Annotated in this window: 16 protein-coding genes; 14 read left to right on the plus strand and 2 right to left on the minus strand. The window is 59.7% G+C overall.

Annotated elements, in window-relative coordinates; genetic code table 11:
• The 8 genes from VE23_RS27145 to VE23_RS21920 all read left to right on the plus strand — a co-directional run.
• The coding region (locus tag VE23_RS27145; RefSeq protein ID WP_198156202.1) for a hypothetical protein at positions 1-487 on the plus strand (487 nt) is incomplete at its 5' end.
• 174 nt (positions 488-661) lie between these two features.
• Positions 662-1,657: a Gfo/Idh/MocA family protein gene (locus tag VE23_RS21890; RefSeq protein WP_232312868.1), complete on the plus strand. Its 996-nt coding sequence runs from the start codon at positions 662-664 to the stop codon at positions 1,655-1,657.
• A gap of 18 nt (positions 1,658-1,675) precedes the next feature.
• Positions 1,676-2,158 (plus strand): hypothetical protein, encoded by a 483-nt coding sequence (locus VE23_RS21895; protein WP_021878268.1) that lies wholly within the window; start codon positions 1,676-1,678, stop codon positions 2,156-2,158.
• A gap of 596 nt (positions 2,159-2,754) precedes the next feature.
• Positions 2,755-3,744, plus strand: coding sequence for an ABC transporter ATP-binding protein (locus VE23_RS21900; RefSeq protein WP_048745131.1), 990 nt, complete (start codon positions 2,755-2,757; stop codon positions 3,742-3,744).
• Complete coding sequence (locus tag VE23_RS21905; RefSeq protein WP_048745132.1) at positions 3,741-4,739, plus strand: ABC transporter ATP-binding protein; 999 nt, start codon at positions 3,741-3,743, stop codon at positions 4,737-4,739. The genes VE23_RS21900 and VE23_RS21905 overlap by 4 nt, the downstream gene beginning before the upstream one ends.
• Positions 4,740-4,808: 69 nt before the next feature.
• Entirely contained in the window at positions 4,809-6,485 is a 1,677-nt protein-coding gene (locus tag VE23_RS21910) for an ABC transporter substrate-binding protein (protein WP_048745133.1), read from the plus strand.
• 91 nt (positions 6,486-6,576) lie between these two features.
• Positions 6,577-7,581 (plus strand): ABC transporter permease, encoded by a 1,005-nt coding sequence (locus VE23_RS21915; protein ID WP_049869110.1) that lies wholly within the window; start codon positions 6,577-6,579, stop codon positions 7,579-7,581.
• 11 nt (positions 7,582-7,592) lie between these two features.
• Entirely contained in the window at positions 7,593-8,486 is an 894-nt protein-coding gene (locus VE23_RS21920; RefSeq protein ID WP_049869112.1) for an ABC transporter permease, read from the plus strand.
• 86 nt (positions 8,487-8,572) lie between these two features.
• On the opposite strand, the gene VE23_RS21925 is transcribed toward VE23_RS21920, so the two are convergent.
• On the minus strand, positions 8,573-9,505 hold the full coding sequence (locus tag VE23_RS21925; protein WP_048745134.1) for a catalase family peroxidase: 933 nt from the start codon (positions 9,503-9,505) through the stop codon (positions 8,573-8,575).
• Positions 9,506-9,619: 114 nt separating this feature from the next.
• On the opposite strand from VE23_RS21925, the gene VE23_RS21930 reads away from it, so the two are divergent.
• The 3 genes from VE23_RS21930 (at position 9,620) to VE23_RS21940 (ending at position 12,683) form a co-directional block, all read left to right on the plus strand.
• Positions 9,620-10,192 carry a putative glycolipid-binding domain-containing protein gene (locus VE23_RS21930; RefSeq protein WP_049869113.1) on the plus strand — a complete coding sequence of 191 codons (573 nt, stop codon included), beginning with the start codon at positions 9,620-9,622 and terminating at the stop codon, positions 10,190-10,192.
• Positions 10,193-10,423: 231 nt separating this feature from the next.
• On the plus strand, positions 10,424-11,470 hold the full coding sequence (locus VE23_RS21935) for an ROK family protein (protein ID WP_049869114.1): 1,047 nt from the start codon (positions 10,424-10,426) through the stop codon (positions 11,468-11,470).
• 4 nt (positions 11,471-11,474) lie between these two features.
• Complete coding sequence (locus VE23_RS21940; RefSeq protein WP_049869115.1) at positions 11,475-12,683, plus strand: MFS transporter; 1,209 nt, start codon at positions 11,475-11,477, stop codon at positions 12,681-12,683.
• A gap of 253 nt (positions 12,684-12,936) precedes the next feature.
• Here VE23_RS21940 and VE23_RS21945 read toward each other — a convergent pair whose 3' ends face one another.
• A complete protein-coding gene (locus VE23_RS21945; protein WP_049869116.1) occupies positions 12,937-13,911 on the minus strand; it encodes a glycoside hydrolase family 43 protein in 975 nt (324 codons plus the stop codon).
• 199 nt (positions 13,912-14,110) lie between these two features.
• Here VE23_RS21945 and VE23_RS21950 point away from each other — a divergent pair, with 199 nt between their 5' ends.
• The 3 genes from VE23_RS21950 (at position 14,111) to VE23_RS21960 (ending at position 18,204) form a co-directional block, all read left to right on the plus strand.
• On the plus strand, positions 14,111-15,913 hold the full coding sequence (locus tag VE23_RS21950; RefSeq protein WP_307721820.1) for a cache domain-containing sensor histidine kinase: 1,803 nt from the start codon (positions 14,111-14,113) through the stop codon (positions 15,911-15,913).
• On the plus strand, positions 15,910-16,698 hold the full coding sequence (locus VE23_RS21955) for a response regulator transcription factor (protein ID WP_049869118.1): 789 nt from the start codon (positions 15,910-15,912) through the stop codon (positions 16,696-16,698). Before VE23_RS21950 ends, VE23_RS21955 begins: the two co-directional genes overlap by 4 nt.
• Before the next feature lie 108 nt (positions 16,699-16,806).
• Positions 16,807-18,204: an ABC transporter substrate-binding protein gene (locus tag VE23_RS21960; protein WP_049869119.1), complete on the plus strand. Its 1,398-nt coding sequence runs from the start codon at positions 16,807-16,809 to the stop codon at positions 18,202-18,204.
• The last annotated feature ends 48 nt before the right edge of the window (positions 18,205-18,252 follow it).

Consider the following 18,252-nt stretch of genomic DNA (forward strand, 5'->3'; position numbering starts at 1 on the left):
GACAAAAAAGCCGCAGCAGCAAGCGAAAAGTCGTTCCTCGCAGGCGGCAAATCCGGCTTCGCACAGGAGCGCGGCTGCTGCCTGGTGTTCGATTGCCGCCCTATCCTGCGTCCTGCTGCTTGTACTGGGCAGCGCTATTCCCGTGGGCCAATACGGCAGGCAGGCAGCCGCTGCGGCCAGCTACGATTCGGACAACGATCTGCAGGAAGCGCAAATCGTCGTCAGCGCGGCGGGAATCACTCCCGAGCGGGTGGATTTCAAGCGGGGGGCGATGATCAAGGCGATCGTTGTGGTGAAGGCCGACGCGGGGAGCGGACTCACGCTCGATGCAGGCAGCCTCGGCGCCGGAATCGCCCTGAGCAAAGGGGAGAACGTCATCGTTCTCAACAATCCCCAGCCCGGAAGCTATTCCTTGACCGTCAAGGGCGGGCGCTTCGGCGATAAAGGCGTCGGCGCCCTGTTCCGGATCGCCGATGAAAAAAACTGAGCGAACCGGTATCCGCTGCTGCGGATGCCGGTTTTTTTGCGGTTTTGAAGAGCGCGGAAGCCGTCTGGCGCATGCCGTGGCGCTGCGGATGCATTTGGCCTGCCGTGGAGGACTATAGTTGCGGATGTCGAACAAACCGTATGAAGAGCTGAACAAGAGAGAGGATGAGGCCGAGTGAGTGAAGGAGCACCGAGCACGATTCGTTGGGGCATCATGGGACCGGGCGGCATGTCGGGAGGTTTCGTACGGGATTTGGCGCATGCGCCCGGTGCCGTCGTAACGGCGGTGGCGGGCCGGGATCCGGAGAAGACGAAGTCTTTCGCGGAGAAACACGGCATCCTCCGCACGCATGGAAGCGCAGCTGGACTGGCCGCCGATCCGGAAGTCGACATCGTCTACATCGGAACGATTCATCCCGTGCACAAGGAGAATGTGCTGGAATGCCTGGCGGGCGGCAAGCATGTGCTGTGCGAGAAGCCGTTCACGATGGATGCGGACGAAGCGAGGGAGATCGAGGCTGCGGCGGCAGGCAAAGGGCTTTTCGTCATGGAGGCCATGTGGACCCGCTTCCTGCCTCCGATCGCCGCCGTCCGGAAGTGGCTGGCCGACGGCGCTGTCGGAGAGATCAAGCTGCTCAAGGCCGAATTCGGATTCGACGCGGGCTGGAACCCGGAGGGCAGGCTGTTGAACAAGCAGCTTGGCGGAGGCGCGCTGCTGGATGCCGGCATATACCCGGTTTCTTTTGCTTCCTTCGTTTTCGGAGTGCAGCCCTCGCGGATTCAAAGCACGGTCGAGATCGGGGAAACGGGCGTAGACGAGCGATTCTCGCTCCTGTTCGATTACGAGGGAGGAGCGGCCGCTTCCCTGCATGCGTCTATCCGTCTTGGCATGAACAACGATGCCTGGATATATGGTACGAAGGGCCGTATCCATATTCCGGGATTTCTGTGGACCCGCCGAGCGGAGCTCCATATCGACGGGCAGGAGCCTGTGATCGCCGAGGACAACCGGGATTTTTCCGGACATGCTTATCAGGCGATTGAAGCGATGGATTGCATCCGCAGCAGCCGGACAGCCAGCGATATCATGCCCCTGAATGAAACCGTGGAGATCATGGGGACGCTGGACGCGATTCGTGCCCAATGGGGGCTGGAGCATGGCAGCTTTTAAACGTAGTGAGCAATCGGGATGAATGCCGTGATCGGCGCGGTCCTCCGCAAGCTTCTTTCCGCATATGCAGCCGCGCTGCTTGCAGCTTCGCTGAGTCTATTCGTTCCGGTTTACGGAGCCGATGCGGCAGGGGTATTCGAGCTGGCAGAATGGGTCTTCCTGTTCATTCTATATGGAGGTGCGGTCCTGGCTGTCTGCGGCACGCTGGTCTCCTTTCTCCTGGAGTGGTCTTGCAGGAAATGGCTACCCGGAAGAAAGGCTCCCTATATCCTTCTCCATGCGGCATGCGGTGCAGGACTCGGCATGATGCTTCAGCCAGCCTCCGGCGGCGCGGCATGGATGGCGGGGCTGCTCGGCTGCCTCGCCGGAGCGCTGTTGGCCGGTATGGACCTGCTTCTGGACCATTGGCAGGCAAGTCCGGGCAAGCTGGCGGCTGCGCTCGCTTCACCGGTCCTGACCCTCGTTGTCGCGTTTTGGCTAAGCGCGCAAATGTTGAATTAGAACTTGGCCTATATTCATCCAGGCAGAGTTTGGCGTGCGATGGAGCGGGCCGCCTTGGCGGAAAGCCTCATTCTCCTGCATTGGGATGTCAGAGCGGGGGCCTGCGGCGGCCAACGGAGCGCATCCGGCCAGTCTCGGGATTGGATGGAAAAAAAACAGTGAAAAGAAAATTCTTCTTCAACATGCATAACGATTTCTGCATTTATTTATTCCTCGGAACATCCAATTCTCTGGAAAATCCGTCCTCACTCACCTGAATTTGAAGTTAGATAAAGTACCACCAATAGCCTGTAAATGGAAGGGGATTCTGCCTAACGGCGGAGTCCTCTGTTTGACAACGTTTCCATTTGAATTTTTATGTGAGAAAATTTATTTTTAATTCGTATTTACGAACCGCTCATCTCTGTATTACAATCTGTGTTAACTAAGTTTGCATTTAATTATTGGAATTGCCAGAACAATCGGTGTTTATTTTCGATGGATTTTAAATCAAGCATTCAGCCGTAAACAGGAAATTAGTGGATGTTTGCTTTTGAATAATGATACATTAATGCATTAAAGCGAGAAATGAAATGAACGTAAAGGAGACCGGGCGCATGGGTTCGACGCTGCTGGAGATTAGGGATTTACGCACTCATTTCGTAACGGACCAAGGCGAGATTCCCGCGGTCGACGGCATGGATCTGGTTATACATCAAGGCGAAATCGTAGGCGTAGTCGGCGAATCGGGCTGCGGCAAAAGCGTCACTTCCCTGTCGGTCATGAGGCTGATTCCGCAGCCGCCCGGCAAATACGCCGGCGGATCGATCCTGTTCAAGGGCGAGGACCTCGTCCAGGCCAAGGAGAAGCGGATGAAGCAGATCCGCGGCGATGAAATTTCGATGATCTTCCAGGAGCCGATGACATCGCTGAACCCGCTGCTTACGATCGGGGATCAGATCGTCGAGACGCTGAGGGCCCACCGCAGCATGAGCCGCAAGGAGGCGTCCTCGCAAGCGCTGGAAATGCTGAAGAAGGTCGGCATCTCCAGGGCGGAGACGATTCTCAGGGGCTACCCGCATCAGCTCTCCGGCGGCATGCGGCAGCGGGTGATGATCGCGATCGCCCTCTGCTGCGAGCCGGAGCTGCTGATCGCCGACGAGCCGACGACGGCGCTCGACGTGACGATCCAGGCGCAGATTCTGGATCTCATGAAGAAGCTCAACGAGGAGACCGGGACGGCGATCATGATGATCACGCATGACCTCGGCGTCGTCGCGGAGGTGTGCCACAGGGTTGTCGTCATGTATGCCGGCAAGGTTGTGGAGGAAGGAACCGTCCGCGAAATCTTCGAGAAGCCGCGGCATCCCTACACGCAGGGGCTGATCCGCTCCATTCCGAAGATCGAGGAGGATGTGAAGCGGCTCTACTCGATCCCCGGCAACGTGCCGAAGCCCGGCTCGGTCAAGGAAGGCTGCCGGTTCGCCGCGCGCTGCGAGCACGTCATGGACAAGTGCCTGCATTCGCTTCCGGAGCTCGTGCCGACGACGAGCCCGGGCCATCGTTCCCGCTGCTGGCTGAATACGATCGAGGAGGTGGCGAATTGAGCCCGACCCAGGTTCAGGAGGACAGCCTGCTGGAGGTTCGTTCTCTCAAGACGTATTTCCCGATCCGCAAAGGCTTGTTCCAGCGCGAGGTCGGGCAGGTGAAGGCCGTCGACGATGTCAGCTTCCAGGTGAGGAAGGGCGAATCGTTCGGCATTGTCGGCGAAAGCGGCTGCGGCAAGTCGACGACGGGCCGCTCGCTTCTGAGGCTTATCGAGCCTACCGGCGGCGAGGTCATGTTCGACGGCCATAAAGTGACGGAATTTTCCGATAGCCGCATGAGAGAGATCCGCAGGGACATGGGGATGATTTTCCAGGATCCGTTCGCCTCTCTCAATCCCCGCCACAAGGTTCGCAAGATTCTCGAGGAGCCGCTGATCGTGCACGGCATCGGCAGCGCCGAGGAGCGGCGCAGCCGGGTGGAGCGGGTGATGGAGACGGTTGGCCTCAGCTCCTGGCAGCTGGACCGGTTCCCTCATCAGTTCTCGGGCGGACAGCGGCAGCGGATCGCAATCGCGCGGGCGCTCATGCTGCAGCCGAAGCTGATCGTTGCGGACGAGCCGGTATCGGCGCTGGACGTGTCGATCCAGTCGCAGATTCTCAACCTGATGCAGGATCTCAAGGATGAGTTCGGACTGACCTATGTGTTCATCGCCCATGATCTCAGCGTCGTGAAGCATTTCTGCGACCGGGTGGCGGTCATGTATCTGGGGCGGATCGTGGAGCTGGCGGACAAGCATTCCCTTTACCGGGAGCCCAAGCATCCTTATACGCAGGCGCTGCTGTCCGCCGTGCCCAAGCCGGATCCGAACGCGGCCAGCGAGAGGATCATCCTGCAGGGCGAGATTCCGAGTCCGGCCAACGTCCCGCAGGGCTGCGTCTTCAGCACCCGCTGTCCGCAGGTGATGGACATCTGCAGGCAGCAGAAGCCGGTGCTCCAGCCGACTTCGGAAGGCCATATGACGGCTTGTCATCTGTACGGCTCCGCGGAGGCGTAACGGATTTCAACGATAGATTCACCATCAAGACGGATTCGGGAAACGAAGAGAGATTCAGAGGAGGAGACAATTTTGAACAAATGGTATAAACCCGGAGCTGCGCTCGTGCTGGCATCCGTTCTCACCCTGACAGGCTGCAGCGGCAGCGACAATGCCGGCAATTCCCCGGGAAGCTCCCCGGCCAGCAGCTCCAGCAGCCCCGCTCCGAGCGGCACCCCGGCGGATTCCTCCGCCACCTCGCAGGATACGCTGATCACCGCCCGCGGCGGCGATTCCGCCGCTCTCGACGCGTCCATCGTCACGGACGGCGAATCCCTCAAGGTCACGCAGCAGATTTTCGAGGGCCTGCTCGACTACAAGCCGGGCACGACCGAAATTCAGCCCAAACTGGCCGAAAGCTATGAAGTCAGTCCGGACGGCCTGACGTACACGTTCAAGCTGAGGCAAGGAGTCAAGTTCTCGGACGGCACGGACTTCAACGCCGACGCTGTCGTCTTCAACTTCACCCGCTGGAGCGATCCGAAGAGCGAGTTCAAATTCGAAGGCGATTCCTTCGACTACTACGACTCCATGTTCGGGCCGGACGGCTCCCGCGTCATCAAGGAAGTGACGGCTGTCGACCCCGGCACGGTCAAGTTCGTCCTGAACCAGCCCCAGGCGCCATTCCTCCAGAACATCGCCATGCCGCCGTTCGGAATCGGTTCTCCGACGGCGATCAAGGAAAAGAAGGACAAGTTCAAGTCGGAGCCGGTCGGCACGGGGCCGTTCGTCTTCAAGGAATGGAAGCGCAACGACTCCATCACCGTGGAGAAGAACCCGACCTACTGGCAGCAAGGCCTGCCTAAGCTGAACAAAGTCGTCTTCAAGGTCATTCCGGACAACTCCGCCCGCTTCACGGCGCTGCAAAACGGAGAGATCGACCTGATGGAAGGCGTCAACCCGGATGATCTCAAGACGCTTGAAGGAAATGCCGACCTTCAGAAGATCGTGCGCGCATCCTTCAACATCGGGTATCTCGGCTTCAACATCAAGAAGAAGCCGTTCGACAACCCGAAAGTCCGCGTCGCCCTGAACTACGCCGTCAACAAGGAAGCCATCATCCAGGCGTTCTACGGCGGACTGGCGGAGCCGGCGGTCAATCCGATGCCGCCTTCCACGCTGGGCTACAACAAGGACGTTCAAGACTACCCTTACGACCTTGAAAAAGCGAAGCAATTGCTTGCCGAGGCGGGCTATCCGAGCGGACTGCCTGAAGAGATGACGTTCTACGCGATGCCTGTCGCGCGTCCTTACATGCCGGACGGCAAAAAGGTCGCCGAGGCGATCCAGGCCGACTTCGCCAAGATCGGCGTGAAGACGAAGATCGAGTCCCCGGAATGGGCGACTTACCTCGACGATGTCAAAAAAGGCGAGAAGGACGATCTGTTCATGCTCGGCTGGACGGGCGACAACGGCGACCCGGACAACTTCCTCTTCACGCTGCTGCATAAGGACGCCATCGGCAGCAACAACTACAGCTTCTACTCCAATGACGAAGTCAACAAGCTTCTGAGCGAAGGCCAGTCGGAGACCGACAGCGCCAAGCGCGAGGAGCTGTACAAGCAGGCGCAGGTGCTGATCAAGCAGGATGCCCCGTGGATTCCGCTCGTCCACTCCACGCCGCTGCTGGCCGGATCGGCCAAGCTGGCGGGCTACACGCCTTCGCCGACGGGGTCCGAGCCGTACACCGAGATCTACTTCAAGTAACCATCGTCGCTTCAATCGCAGATCAAGCAGACGGCAGGCCGGCCTGCCGTCTCTTCTATTGAGACGCCTATTGGCTTAAGGGGAGACATTGATGCTGAACTACACGATTCGACGTCTGCTCATGCTGATTCCGGTTCTGCTGGGAATGACGATCATCGTCTTTTCCATCATCCACGCGATTCCCGGAGATCCCGCGGAGGTCATTCTCGGCGAGAAGGCGAGCAATTCGTCCAAGGAAGCCCTGCGCAAGGAGCTCAAGCTTGACCAGCCTCTTCTCGTGCAGTACGGGGACTATTTGAAAAAGCTCGCCGCCGGCGATCTGGGCACGTCGATCCGCACCCGCGAGCCGATATCCGCCGAAATCACGCCTTATCTGGCGGCCACTCTGGAGCTGACTTTGGTGGCGATGGCCTTTGCCGTGTTCTTCGGGGTGAACGCCGGCATTCTCAGCGCCTGGAAGCAGAACTCCTGGTTCGATTATCTCAGCATGCTGATCGCTCTCATCGGGGTGTCGATGCCGATCTTCTGGCTCGGCCTCATGGAGCAGTGGCTGTTCGCGCTGGAGCTCAAGTGGCTGCCGTCGATCGGCAGGATGAATGCGCGCGATCCGGTGGAATCGGTCACCAGCCTGTATCTGATCGACTCGCTGCTCTCGGGCAGGGCGGATCAGTTCTGGACGGTCGTCAAACATCTCATCCTGCCGGGCATCGCGCTCGGCACGATCCCGATGGCGATCATTGCCCGGATGACGCGCTCCAGCATGCTGGAGGTGCTGCGGTCCGACTATATCCGCACCGCCAAGGCCAAGGGCTTGTCGCAGATGTTCATCATCTACAAGCATGCCCTGCGCAACGCCTTCATCCCGGTGCTGACGGTCATCGGCCTGCAGTTCGGCCTGCTGCTCGGGGGAGCCGTCCTGACCGAGACGATCTTCGCCTGGCCGGGCGTCGGACGTTATATCTTCGACGCGATCGCCTCCCGGGATTATCCGGTCATCCAGTCCGGCATCCTGATCATCGCTTTCATCTTCGTGCTCATCAATCTTCTGGTCGATCTGCTGTACGCGGCGGTTGATCCGAGAATCAACTTCAAGTAGGAGGAAAGCCCATGTCACAACCGGCAATCAAGCTTGCGCCGCCGCCCCCGGCCAAGACCGAGGTTTCCTCCTCCTGGAGGGACGGCTGGCGCAGCTTCCGCAAAAACAGGCTGGCCATGGTCGGTCTCGGCATCATCGTCTTCTTCGTACTGATTGCCGTGCTGGCGCCGTTCATCGCTCCCTACGACTACAAGGAGCAAGAGCTGGTCAACCGGCTGCACAAGCCGGGAGGAGAGCACTGGTTCGGCACCGACGACCTGGGCCGCGACATCTTTTCCCGGATCATCTACGGAACCCGGATTTCCCTCTGGGTAGGCATCAGCTCCGTTGTCGGCTCCATCGTCGCAGGCACGATGCTCGGCATCGTGGCCGGCTATTACGGCCGCTGGCTCGATGCGCTCATCTCCCGCTTCTTCGACATTCTGCTTGCGTTCCCCGGTATTCTGCTGGCGATCGCCATCGTGGCCGCTCTCGGGCCTTCGCTGCAGAATGCGCTGCTCGCCATCGCCATCGTGAACGTGCCGGTGTTCGGCCGGCTCGTCCGAGCCAGGGTGCTCAGCCTTCGCGAGGAGGAATACATCATGGCCGCCCGGGCGATCGGCATGAAAAATTCCCGCATTCTGTGGCAGCATATTCTTCCCAACTGCCTGGGTCCGATCATCGTGCAAGGCACGCTCGGCATCGCGACGGCGATTATCGAGGCGGCAGCGCTCGGATTTCTCGGCATGGGCGCGCAGCCCCCGGAGCCGGAATGGGGCAAGATGCTGTCCGATTCCCGGCAGTTCATCCAGAACGCGCCGTGGACGGTCATTTTCCCGGGCTTGTCGATCATGCTGACGGTGCTCGGCTTCAATCTGATCGGGGACGGCCTGCGCGATGTGCTGGATCCGAGGATGAAAAGCTGATTGAGGACAGACTGAAGCACCGGCCGGAGGCCGGTGCTTTTTTTGCCGTTAAGCAGCTTATATGGAGTTCGGTGTCCGTCTGAACGTCAGAGCCCCTGCGAGCGCCGCTCGAAGCTGACCGCGTAGGCGTCCTTGCGGAAGCGCAAAATCGGATCCTCGCTGACTTCGATGCCTTCCCCGGTCACAGTCGGATCCATGAGCAGCCCTTCCGGTTCCTCGACGATGCGGGTCACGAGAAGCTGGCCGGCATCGATGGCTTCCCGGTCCCTCGGCCATTCCGTGGTCGGATCGTCGACGGGATCCCATTCCTCTCCCCGAACGATGCGCAGCGTGAAGCCGACAGGAGATGCCTCCAGCCGCCCGGCCAATTCCTTTTCCAGGTAATCATGCCCGGCAAAAGGCGCCTTCACAAGCGCGAGATGGTCTTCTCCCGCATCGGGAATCCATTCATATTTGACCGGGCGCCGCTTGCCCGCCTTATCGACGAAATAAAACGCATGAATGGAATAATACGGGCGGCTGGCGAAGCTGGCCGGCGGCTTCAGGGCGGAGATGGAGGCGAGGGCGCTCTTCGCATGGGGGAACCGGCCGATCAGATCGGTGAAAATCTCCTTGACGGAGATGCCGCCGCGCTTCGCCTCCTGGAAAGCCTGCATCATCTCCAGGAAGGATTCGGGCGTCCGGGCGAAGAAGACAGGAGTCGTAGCGGCGACGATGACCGGCCTCGCTCCGTCCGGCAGAAGGAACTGGACCGCAAGTCCCTTCGCTGGAGAGAGCAGGTCGCGGTTGTCGGGATCGGGATTCGTATTGGAGAAGCGCATGATGGCGCGCGTCTCCTCTTGCTGCAGATGGGGAGCCGTCGTCCATTCCGAGACGGCTCCGCTGGGACGGAATACGGCCTCGCAGCAGATGCCCTTGGCATGAGCGCGCCTGTAGCCTGGATGAGTGCCGGAGATTTGCTCGATGGCGTTGACGGCTTGCTCGGGAAGCCTGCTTCCCGGTTCTTTTTGAGTCGACATGAATTCATTCTCCTTCCACGAACCGGCGATAGCCTGTATGGATCGTACATGTATTTACCTCATCTTTGCCCGAATCCAATCTCGTTCATTCTCTAGCTAAGGAGGACATTCTCCATGACCATGAAATCAAATCTCCATCTTCTGCTCCAATCCCGGCTGTGGAAACGGCTGGATGAGCCATTTTTAGAGCACTGCCGCCTCTTCCGCGTCCAAGAAGGCCGCCTTCTGGCAGGAAGCATCGTCGGAAGGCTCGGCTCCGAGCCTGTCAGCTGCACCTACCTGATCAGGACCTGCCCGGATTGGCTTACGCGGGAAGTGTCGGTCGAATTGGCCTATGGCGGCGAGGAGGCCCGTCTTCATCTGGAGGCGGACGGGCGGGGAAACTGGACGATGGACGGCCGGGAGCTGCCCGAGCTGCAAGGCTGCCTGGACATCGATATCGAGCTGACTCCCGCTACGAACACGCTGCCGATCCGCAGGCTCGGACTGCGCAAGGGACAAGAGGCGGAGACGACTGCGGCATGGGTACGCTTTCCTTCACTCGCGGTTCAGCCTCTGAAGCAGTCTTATCGCTGTCTGGAGGAGGAATCCCGCTATCGCTACCGCAGCGCATCCTTCGAGGCCGAGCTGGATGTCGGCGGGGAAGGAATGATCCATCGGTATGGCGATCTATGGGTTTCGCTATAGGAAGAGGCGCTTGCAGCACGCTGGATGTGGACCGAATAGCTAAGAGCGAAGGAGGCTTAGGCCGGATGACCGTGAAGGGGACAGCCATGCGGTGCGGCTGTCCATCTATGGATGGCAGCCGCCTTTACCAACGGAAGAAGGAGAAATAGGTTGCCTAACCGCTGATTCTCTGGTAGGATCGAACCAACTTAGTAAACGTGTTTAAAAAGTTAGGAAAGGGAGGGACGATCGATGAGCGAGCCTCGGACGGATCCCAGTGAAATCCGCAGGACCATAACCGCAGCGATTCGATCCAGCCTGATCGCCAAGGGGCACGCGACCAAGGCCGAGCTGAGCCGCAGCCTGTCCCTCAGCTTTCCCACCATCAGCAAGTTCGTATCGCTCATGGAGAAGGAAGGAGAGCTGCGGTCCATAGGGCTGGACGATTCGAGCGGCGGCCGGCGGGCGGGCAGGTATGCGTACAATCCCGATTTCATGCTCGGCCTGGCGGTCTATCTCGAGAAGGAAGAGACCCGCTACTCCGTCTTCGACTGCATGGGAGAGGCCAGGGAGGAAGGAATCGCCCCGAGCGTGCTCACCGAGGGCATCGAAGCGCTGCAGCTGCAGGTGGAGGAGCTGATGGCTAAATATCCGAGGATGCGCTCGCTTGCCATCGGCGTTCCGGGATCGGTGAAGAATGGGAAGATCGGTTATATTCCGGGTTACGGCCGCTACGAAGGCTTGGAGCTGAAAGCCTACTTCGAGGAGAGGCTTCAGATTCCGGTCCGGGTCGAAAATGACATGAACGCCGCGGTGCTCGGTTTTGCCGCCAAGGCGGACGAAGCCGAATCGGCCTCGCTCGTGTATCTTTATTTCGGCAACAATGGACCAGGGGCGGGCATCATGGCGAACGGCACCATTCTGCGCGGGAACACCTCCTTCTCAGGCGAAATCTCCTTTGTCCCCATGGACGGACAGCGGAATTTCGGGCAGGCTTTGCAGGAGCGCGGATTTCTGGACGGGAGGACGCTGGATGAGGTCCATGTCGATGCGGTCGCCCGGCTGGTGGCTGCATTCACGGTCATCCTCAACCCGAAGCGGATCGTATTTTGCGACTCCGAGGCCGACGAGGCGCTGCTGGAGCGGATCGGCCAGAGGAGCCGCAGCTATGTTCCCCTGGAGCATCTGCCCGAGCTTGTCCACAGCCACTGGCCTTCCGACTATTTGGGCGGACTGAAGACCCTTTCCCTTGAAGCAATGATTTCTCAGGATCTATTTTCGTCAAGAACGGAAGGGTGAAACGATGGCAGCTTTCTTTTTGATCATCATCTACTTGGCCTTCATCAGTCTGGGCTTGCCCGATTCGATGCTCGGAGCGGCATGGCCGGCCCTGCACCGGGATATCGGAGCGCCGGTCTCCATGGCCGGGCTGATTTTCATGACGGTCACCGCCGGCACAATCGTATCCAGCCTGGCTACCGGAATCCTTCTTAAGCGCTTCGGCACCGGCAAGGTGACCTTGTTCAGCTGCCTCGTCACGGCGGCAGCCTTGCTCGGCTTTTCCTATGCTCCGGCGACGGCCTGGCTGTTCGTTTTTGCCGTTCCGCTCGGGCTTGGAGCCGGCTGCGTCGATGCCGGGCTGAACAGCTATGTCGCGGAGCATTACAAAGCCCGGCATATGAGCTGGCTGCACTGCTTCTGGGGCGTCGGAGCTACGCTTGGGCCAGTCATCATGGCCCATTCCATCCTGGAGCGGTCGTGGAGGAACGGCTATCTCAACGTCTCGCTGATCCAGTTCGGACTCGTTCTCATCCTGCTGCTGACGCTGCCGCTGTGGGCCAAAGTCGCGCGATTGAGCCGGACGGACCAAGCGGGCGGTTCCGAGGCAACGGAGGAGAATGACCGGGCAGGAGGCGCCATTCCCTTCAAAATCAAGGGCGTCAAGCTGGCCTTGCTCTCGTTCCTGTTTTATTCCGGCGTTGAAGCCACGCTCGGCCTTTGGGGCAGCACCTATTTGTCGGAATCCAAAGGCGTGTCCGCGACGGATGCCGCCAAATGGATCTCCTTCTACTACGGGGGCATTACCGCAGGCAGGTTCCTGGCCGGCTTCGTCACCTTCAAGCTGAGCAACCGCGCGATGATCCGCGGCGGGCAGCTGCTGGCCGTGACGGGAATCGTCCTCATGCTCCTGCCTTTGCCGACCGTATTCTCGCTGATCGGGTTCGTCGTCGTGGGACTCGGGCTCGCGCCTATATTCCCCTGCATGCTGCATGAGACGCCGGTGCGCTTCGGCAAAGGTCCGTCCCAATCGATCATGGGCTTCCAGATGGCCGCCGCTTATACGGGAAGCACGCTGCTGCCGCCGCTGTTCGGCTTCATCGCCTCCCGGTCGGCCAGCGGCATCCTGCCGCTGTACCTTCTGGTCCTGGCGGCCGGACTGCTGCTGTTCTCCGAGCGGATCAACGCCTTCATGAAAAGAAGGCGAGGAGCCTCTGCAGCCGTCGCGAAGTGAGCGGATATCTCCTTGAATAGAGGAGGACGCTTGGAGGCCGGGCGGCTCGCAAGAACGTTCGATAGCGGATTGTTGGACTGTCGATATGGGGCCCATGAACGGTATTCTCTCTATCGAGGAGAACGGGAATGAGCCCGCGGCTACCGATCGACTAAAGGCAGCCGAAAAAGCAGGAAAGGCACCCGGACCGGGTGCCTTTTGTCGGTTCATGCTCCTGTCCGAGGACGCTGCTGCTCCGACAGGCCCGCCACCTTTACTCGTACGGATCGATCGTCTCGATCGTGCCGTCTTCCTTGTACTTGAGCTCGGCGAACTTCACGCAGCGCTTGTTGTCGGCGCCGTCGGACAGGGAGCTGTCGTGATAGAACAGATACCATTTCCCCTGGAATTCCACGATAGAGTGGTGGGTCGTCCAGCCGATAACCGGGTTAAGAATCGTGCCCTGGAACGTGAACGGTCCGCAAGGATTGTCGCCTACGGCATAGACGAGCTTGTGCGTCGTGCCGGTCGAATAGGAGAGGTAATACTTTCCGTTGTATTTGTGCATCCATGGACCTTCAAAATACCGCCGGTCCTCGTCGCCCGCGAGGATCGGCCGGCCGTCGATGTCGACGATGGAAACCTCGCTCGGCGGCTCCTGGAACGACAGCATGTCGGCGCTGAGCCGGGCCACGCGCGGTCCTAGCGCCGGGGCGTCCGGCGCCGGACCTTCGGCATCGGCGAGGAATTCCCCGGTCTGCCATTTCTCGAGCTGGCCGCCCCACAAGCCTCCGAAGTACATGTAGGCTTCGTCGCCATCGACGAACACGGCCGGGTCGATGCTGAAGCTGCCGGGAATATAGCTCGGCTGCGGCTCGAACGGGCCGGCCGGCGAGGCGCCGGTCGCGACGCCGATGCGGAAGACATGATCATGATCCCGGGCCGGGAAGAACAGGTAGTAGCGGCCGTTCCTGCAGGCCGCGTCCGGAGCCCAAAGCTGCTGCTTGGCCCAGGGAATGTCCCGCAGATGAAGAGCCTCGCCGTGGTCGATGCAGGGAGAGCTCTCATCCTCCATCGACAGGACGTGGTAGTCCTCCATGTCGTATTGGTCGCCGTTGTCGTTCGACACCTGCTCATGGTCCAGATCATGAGACGGATAGATGTACAGCTTGCCCTCGAATACATGCGCCGACGGGTCGGCGGTGAAGATGTGGGTTACGATAGGTTCCTTGTAGTTAACCGTTTTCATTTTCAGTCATCCCCGATGGTTGGAATCAAGTTCTCCCCTAATTTTAGCAGAACCTTCCCCGTCTCCGGCAGTCTCCGATGCTTGTGAAAAATACCGTTAAAATTGGTTTTCGGGGGAGCAACAACCATTTGACACGATTATCCGAATCCATTACGTTGATGCTAGCATTCTAGCATGACGGAAGCGAGGACTGTTGCCAGTGAGAGGGTGGGGCAATCGGCTGCTGGGCCACCTGCGGGAGACCAACACGCTACGAAATCAGATCTTCATCAGCTTTACGCTGACGATGATTCTCGTGCTGACCTTTGCAGGAGCGTTTATTTACGGAGAGGTGTCCGTGCTTCTCAAGCAAAGTGCGGAAAAGCATATCCAGCAGACCGCCATTCAGGCCAACGGGCGGCTGGATGCGCTGCTGAAGGGGATCGACTCGCTCACGACCCAGGTCGCTGCGGATTCCTATGTGCAGAAGCTGCTCTCCCGGGAGGTGCAGGGGATCCGCTCCAATTTCAACGAGCGCCAGTCGCTGCTGCAGATCGCGAACAATTACATGGCCTATTCCTCCGGCATCAGCTCGCTGGAGCTCTACACCATCGGCAACAAGCGGCTGTTCCCGCTCGACGATACGAGCCTGAACCGCATTTCCGGAGATGCGCTAGCGGCAGCGGACGAAAAGAAGGGCCGCCTCGCCTGGATCGGAATCGATCCGCGATCGCCGGACACGGTGCTCGCCGTCCGCCGCATCAACCTGCTCGATCATGCCTATTCGCCCGGCGGCTACGTGGTCGTTCATGTCAACCGGGATTACTTCAAGATGGATCAATCGGAGAGCCGAGGAGATCCGTCCAAAGGAAGGGAGTCCATGCTGCTGAGCGACGCCGAGGGCAATCCGATCCTGTCGGATATGGATGACGAGACGGCGTCGGCGGTCATCGCCCAGAGCGGCAGCACCGTGACGGTCGGCCAGGAGCGGATGCTGGCCGTCCGCCAGCATTCCGGCGTCACGGGCTGGAAGCTCGTGCTGCTCCTGCCGGTCGAGGCGGCGACGGAGGGCATCTCGGTGCTGCGAATGGCCATCTATGTGTCGATCGGAATCGCCGCTTTCGCCTTCCTGCTGCTGACGCTGCTGCTGTCGACGATGATCACGCGGCCTATCCAGCAGCTCATGAGAACGATGCGCAGCGCCCGATTCGGGGGGCTCAAGCCGATTCCGGCCGGCGACAACCGCCTGCGGACGATGGAGATCAACGAGCTGAACCACACATACAACCGGATGGTCGACCATATGAACGAGCTGATCCAGGTCGTTTATGAGAAGGAGCTCACCCAGAGCCGCACCGAGCTCAAGGCGCTGCAGGCGCAGATCAATCCGCATTTCCTGTTCAACACGCTGGAAGCGTTTTATTGGTCGCTGGAGGAAAAAGAGGAGAGCGAGCTGGCGCGGACAATTCTCGCCATGTCGGGATTGTTCCGCTATGTCATCGGCAGCGCGGCGGCCGACGATGAGTGGGTGACCGTCCGCGACGAGGTGGAGCACACGCAGCGCTATTTGCAGATCATGAAAATGCGCCTCATCGACCGGCTGAGCTGGGACATCGACGTCGAGGAGGAGCTGCTTCAGGTGCCGATTCCAAAGCTCATCCTGCAGCCGCTCGTGGAAAATGCGATTTTGCACGGCGTGGAGAGCCGCATCGTGCCAGGATCCGTCAAAGTCCGAATTCATTCCGCCGAGCCCGGCTTCGCGACCGTGGCCGTCATCGACGACGGAATCGGGATGGACGGCGAGACGGTGATCCGGCTCATGCAGAGCCTCGATGCCGTCGCTCCCCAGGATTCCAAGAAAGGGGCTGGAGTAGCCATGTCCAACGTCCAAAGGCGACTCAAGCTCCATTATCCCGGCTCCACGGATCGCGGAGGCGGGCTGCATATCGAGAGCAAGGCCGGCTCAGGCACGACAGTAAGCTTTGAGATCACGATTCCTTCGGGAGGAGACGAACGCGGATGAAAACGTTGTTGATTGTGGACGATGAGCCTCGCACGCGGCTGGGCATCCAGAAGACGCTCACCGCCTGGTCGGCGGGCCGGCACCGGATCGAGACGGCGGCGAGCGGAGTCGAGGCGCTGGAATGGTTGAAACTCAATACAGCCCATATCATCATCACGGATGTGCGGATGCCGGAGGTGGACGGGCTGCAGATGCTGGAGACGCTGGCGGGGCGCGGGCCTCTGCCCGTCATCATCGTCATTTCCGGTTATGCCGAATTCGACTATGCGCGGAAGGCGCTGCAGCTCGGGGCCTTCGACTACATTCTCAAGCCGCTGGACAAGGATATCCTGGTGGAAACCGTGCAGAGAGCGTTCGAGCTCGACGACGGCCGGGACCGCATCGATGCGATGGAGAAGCTCGTCGACGCCAAGCTGCTGGAGGTCGGCCGCGGCGAAGCGCGCTACGGCACGCCGATCAAGGACGCCATCAGCTATATCGACGCCCATCTGGAGGAGCCGATCAGCATGAAGCAGGTCGCGGAGCTGACGCATCTCAATGCGAGTTATTTCAGCGTGCTGTTCAAGGAGCAGACCGGCGTCACCTTCAGCGACTATCTCACGCGCCTAAGGCTGCAGCGGGCCAAGGAGCTGCTGGTCTCGACCCGGATGCCGATCTCCGAGATCGCCGAGAAGGTCGGCTACGGCACGGCCAAATATTTCATCAAGGTGTTCAAGGACAACGAGGGGACAAGCCCGAGGCAGTACCGGAGCCAGGTGCTGGACGCCGATTCATCGATCCGATAAAAGTGGAATTTCTCCCAATCGCTGTTACTGTTGCGCTTACATTGCAAATTTTATAATTATGTATGCGGTTACAAGAACAGTGCGTCACAAAAAGGGGAGGAAACACACATGAAGCGCGTTTTATCGACCACGACGGCTATCGTTCTGTTGTCATCTGTTCTCGCTGCATGCGGCGGCAACTCGAATTCGCCCGCCGACAATGCAGGGGCGAGCAACTCGGGTACCAGCTCCAATACGGGCTCCGCGACGGGCAAGCCTGCGGAGAAGGTCACGATCAATCTGTGGAGCTTCACGGATGAAATTCCGAACATGACGAAAAAATACCTCGAAACCCACCCCGATGCGAACGTCGACTTCAAAACGACGGTCATCGCGACGACGGACGGAGCTTACCAGCCGGCCCTCGACCAGGCGCTCGCCGGCGGCGGCAAGGACGCTCCGGACATCTATGCGGCCGAGTCCGCCTTCGTTCTCAAGTATACGCAGGGCGACGCTTCCGACTACGCGGCCAACTATGCCGATCTGGGCCTGGAGGACCAGCTGGTGAAGGATGCCGGCATCGCCCAATATTCCGTGGACATCGGCAGCAAGGACGGCCAGCTCAAGGCGCTCGCTTATCAAGCGACCGGCGGGGCGTTCATCTATCGCCGCTCGCTCGCCAAGGACGTATTCGGCACCGACGATCCCGCTGCGATCAAGACGGAGATCGGTCCCGGCTGGGACAAGTTCTTCGATGCGGCCGCGAAGCTGAAGGCCAAAGGCTACGGCATCGTCTCCGGCGACGGCGACATCTGGCATCCGATTGAAAACAGCTCCGACAAAGGCTGGCTCGTAGACGGCAAGCTGCATATCGATCCGAAGCGGGAGCAGTTCCTCGACTTCTCCAAGAAGCTGAAGGACAACGGCTATTCCAACGACACGAAGGACTGGACCGAGGGCTGGTATGCGGATATGTCCGGCACCGGCAAGCAGCCGATCTTCGGCTTCTTCGGCCCCGCCTGGCTCATCAACTACGTCATGAACGGCCAAGTGAAGGACACCAGCGGCGACTGGGCCGTAACGGAGCCGACGACAGGCTTCTTCTGGGGCGGCACCTGGCTGCTCGCGAACAAGGAAGCGGCCAAGGACGACGCCAAAAAAGCGGCCGTGGCGGATTTCGTCAAGTGGGTCACGCTTGATTCCTCCGAGACGGGCCTCCAGTACTACTGGGCGAACGGCACGATGAAGGAAGGCGAGCAGGGCACGAAGGACAGCGTAGCCTCCTCCGTCGTCATGTCCAAATCGGACGGCAAGGTCGACCTGCTGGGCGGACAGAACATGTTCGACGTCTTCGTTCCGGCCAACGCCAACGCGACAGGCAAAAACCTCACCCAATACGACGAATCGATCAACCTCATCTGGCGCGATCAGGTGCGCGAATATTCCGAAGGCAAGAAGAGCCGGGAGCAGACGATCAAGGACTTCAAGCAGAAGGTCCAGGATCAGCTCGGAATCGAAAGCGAGTAACAGCGCCAAAGGGGCGGGTCATCCCGCCCCTTATCTGAATTTGATCGA

The sequence above is a fragment of the Paenibacillus sp. D9 genome (genome assembly GCF_001188365.1).
GTDB classification, from domain to species: domain Bacteria; phylum Bacillota; class Bacilli; order Paenibacillales; family Paenibacillaceae; genus Paenibacillus_O; species Paenibacillus_O humicus.

Coding starts and splice junctions, on each gene's coding strand:
- VE23_RS21895 (WP_021878268.1), top strand. CDS start 1,676: ATGAATGCCGTGATCGGCGCGGTCCTCCGCAAGCTTCTTTCCGCATAT.
- VE23_RS21900 (WP_048745131.1), top strand. CDS start 2,755: ATGGGTTCGACGCTGCTGGAGATTAGGGATTTACGCACTCATTTCGTA.
- VE23_RS21915 (WP_049869110.1), top strand. CDS start 6,577: ATGCTGAACTACACGATTCGACGTCTGCTCATGCTGATTCCGGTTCTG.
- VE23_RS21920 (WP_049869112.1), top strand. CDS start 7,593: ATGTCACAACCGGCAATCAAGCTTGCGCCGCCGCCCCCGGCCAAGACC.
- VE23_RS21925 (WP_048745134.1), bottom strand. CDS start 9,505: ATGTCGACTCAAAAAGAACCGGGAAGCAGGCTTCCCGAGCAAGCCGTC.
- VE23_RS21930 (WP_049869113.1), top strand. CDS start 9,620: ATGACCATGAAATCAAATCTCCATCTTCTGCTCCAATCCCGGCTGTGG.
- VE23_RS21935 (WP_049869114.1), top strand. CDS start 10,424: ATGAGCGAGCCTCGGACGGATCCCAGTGAAATCCGCAGGACCATAACC.
- VE23_RS21940 (WP_049869115.1), top strand. CDS start 11,475: ATGGCAGCTTTCTTTTTGATCATCATCTACTTGGCCTTCATCAGTCTG.
- VE23_RS21945 (WP_049869116.1), bottom strand. CDS start 13,911: ATGAAAACGGTTAACTACAAGGAACCTATCGTAACCCACATCTTCACC.
- VE23_RS21955 (WP_049869118.1), top strand. CDS start 15,910: ATGAAAACGTTGTTGATTGTGGACGATGAGCCTCGCACGCGGCTGGGC.
- VE23_RS21960 (WP_049869119.1), top strand. CDS start 16,807: ATGAAGCGCGTTTTATCGACCACGACGGCTATCGTTCTGTTGTCATCT.